Below are 2,701 nucleotides of genomic sequence, written 5' to 3' on the forward strand. Positions count from 1 at the left end.
TGTATTGTACTGATATAGGTTGACCTTTTTTTATGATTAAAAAGTTAATAATTCCAGTTTATTTTTATTTTTTCGATACGATTTATAGTCTACATTTTGATTTATATGTACGTATTTAGGAGTGTTTAAATCGAGACTTAAATGTGGTCGAATATTGTTGTAAATATTAATAGCTCTTTTTGCAATCTTCTGTGCTAATTTAGTGTTTTTAATTGTTAGTTTCAAACCATACTCGTATTTTAAAGTTCTATTAATTCTCTCAGCAATTGCATTTTCATAGGGATCATATTTTTCGGTCATGCTCAAAGTTAATCCGTTTGACTCAGCAAATAGGGTATATGTTGGATTACAATATTGCAACCCTCTATCTGAATGATGAATGAGCTTTTTACTCGGGTATTTACGGTTTTTAAGAGCCATTTTAAGCGCATCTGCACAAAGTGATGTTCTCATATGGTTGTCGAGTTTATAACCCATTATTTGCTTAGAATAGGCGTCGGTAACAAGTGCTAAATAATTATGTCCTTTTTGTGTTTTAATATAGGTGATATCAGTGACCCAAAGCTGTTCCGCTCTGGTTGGGATTTTATCACTTACCAGGTTTTTATATTTATAAAAATGATGATTCGAGTTTGTTGTAATATGATACCTTTTAGTTCTAGGCACCAGTAATCTATGGGTTTTAAGGAAAGTATAGAACTTATCTCTACCCATTTTAATTTCTTGTTTTTTGATGTCGTTTTTTAATTCGTGATATAGCTTTTTAGCACCTAACCGTTGCCCAATTTTATTGCGACATTGTTTTACCAATTGAATTAATATTAGCTCATTATTTTGTTTTATTTGATGAGATTTCAGACGTTTATAGAATGCCTGTTTACTAATCCCAAAACATTGTATTAACCATTTTCTTTTAAACGGTCTTGCTTCTTTTTCTGAATCTCGTCTGCTAATGTTTTGGGCAATGACTTTTTTGACATATCGACTCCTGTAATAAGTTCCATGTCTGCAATCACATCTTGCTGGAAGTCTTTTACAAACTCCAACTCTTCAATTTTCTCTTTTAACTTTTTTATCTCGTCTTGTTTACTCATTCCTAATTTCTTTTGCTCTAAAGTACTATATTTTTTAATCCAGTACTGAATAGTAGGTCTAGAAATATCATATTTCTTAGCTGCATAATTGACAGAAATACGTCCATTATGAATTTGATCAATGATGAATAGTTTGAGTTCGAAACCTACTTTATTGTAATTCTTTTTTCGGCAGGGTTGTTTTTTATGTGTCTCCATAGTTTAACTAAAAGTGTTTAATTTTTAGTCAACCTATTTCAGGATTTTACATTTTTTTAGCTTGCAGGTAACGGTTTAGGCTAGGAAAAGTTGCGGTTGGTAAACCGTAATTTTTCCGATGTTTGTTATGTCGTATAAAGTTAATCGAATTTTCGTATTTAGCATTGTGTAGCAATTTTTTTTAGCCATTGTTGGTGGTAGTTTTTAATAATCAAAGATTGTATTTGAATTCACAAATCTTAAACTCGAACATTTTTCATCAAACATTTCCTTAAATACAGAAATCTCTCTGTTTAAATTTGCTTCTGTTTTTTCTCCGATGTAAATTGATATAATTAAATCTCTTTTCGTAGATTGAATTGCATTAACTATATGTTTGTCATTTGGAGCTAAACTGGTTCCATAAATCAATAGGGGATTGTTATCTCTCTTTAATTTTCTTAGGCAAAAGGATAAATAATTACTCCGAGCAATAGCTTTAAGTTTATCTGGAGATGTTCCTTCTGATACAAATAATGGAAATTTATCTTTTCTGATTTTGTTTTCAATTACCTCTATTAGTTCGGTTCCAGGTTTTCTTAAAATTTTATAGTCTACTAAATCATTTTTAAATAGACATAGAGCTCCGTGTAAATAATATACATGTTTATAATAATCAAAATTTTGAAAACTCATAAAGTCTTGAGTTTCACCGTTTGCATTTCCCCAAAAATAATCTTGATAGGCTACTTTATTTTTTCCTTCTCGACGTAAATCTACTGAACGCATTATCATATGGTAAAGAAACATATCATAATTTAAGCTGAAAATATCGTTAAATTTTTCAATAAATTGATTAGTTAATCTATCTATTTGTAAAACATCAACGTCTTTAAATCTTGGATGTACTTCATTAATTGTTTTGATTAATCCATTTTTCAATCTATCTAAAGCCTCATTAATTTTTTCGGTTTCTAAATTAAAAATTTTATTTACAGTTGATGAGTGTTTCAAATGTTCTTGAATTATTTCAAAATTAGATGTTCCGAATTGATTAAATAGAATACTGAATTCTTTTTCGGCATTTTCAATGAACTTTTGAAAAAGTGAAGTGTAATTAAATTGTTCAGCAATATTTACACTAAATCCATTTCCTAATAACAGGTTAACTTTATCGTATTTATCTGAAATTTCCTCCCAATTTAAAATCCCGAGTAATCTCAATTCTTTTGTATTCATAGCTTTTTTGTAATTACCACCAACGGGATTGTATATGGTTTGTTGCGTGGTTAAGCACCTAATTTAGCGAATAAAAACCGAATAGAAAATAGACTGCACCCCAAAGTTTAGACAAATTTATAATTAATTTTGATAATAATGAGTTCGATATTGAATCGGACTCATTCCTTTTAAATTTAGTTTAATTCTTT

4 protein-coding genes are annotated in these 2,701 nt (G+C 29.2%); all 4 read right to left on the bottom strand.

All coding sequences use genetic code 11. The features are described from left to right. Positions 1 to 36: 36 nt before the first annotated feature. Positions 37 to 966, bottom strand: a complete 930-nt coding sequence (locus DAD81_RS19290; protein WP_111709957.1) for an IS3 family transposase — start codon at positions 964 to 966, stop codon at positions 37 to 39. Next, positions 900 to 1,292 carry a helix-turn-helix domain-containing protein gene (locus DAD81_RS19295; protein ID WP_111709958.1) on the bottom strand — a complete coding sequence of 131 codons (393 nt, stop codon included), beginning with the start codon at positions 1,290 to 1,292 and terminating at the stop codon, positions 900 to 902. Before DAD81_RS19295 ends, DAD81_RS19290 begins: the two co-directional genes overlap by 67 nt. A 204-nt stretch (positions 1,293 to 1,496) precedes the next feature. Further along, positions 1,497 to 2,510: a DUF4917 family protein gene (locus tag DAD81_RS19300; RefSeq protein ID WP_111709959.1), complete on the bottom strand. Its 1,014-nt coding sequence runs from the start codon at positions 2,508 to 2,510 to the stop codon at positions 1,497 to 1,499. Between the two features lie 123 nt (positions 2,511 to 2,633). Continuing rightward, a partial coding sequence (locus DAD81_RS21265; RefSeq protein WP_394340174.1) for an IS3 family transposase occupies positions 2,634 to 2,701 on the bottom strand: 68 nt, incomplete at its 5' end.

The sequence above is a fragment of the Lutibacter citreus genome (assembly GCF_003260195.1).
GTDB classification, from domain to species: Bacteria; Bacteroidota; Bacteroidia; order Flavobacteriales; family Flavobacteriaceae; genus Lutibacter; species Lutibacter citreus.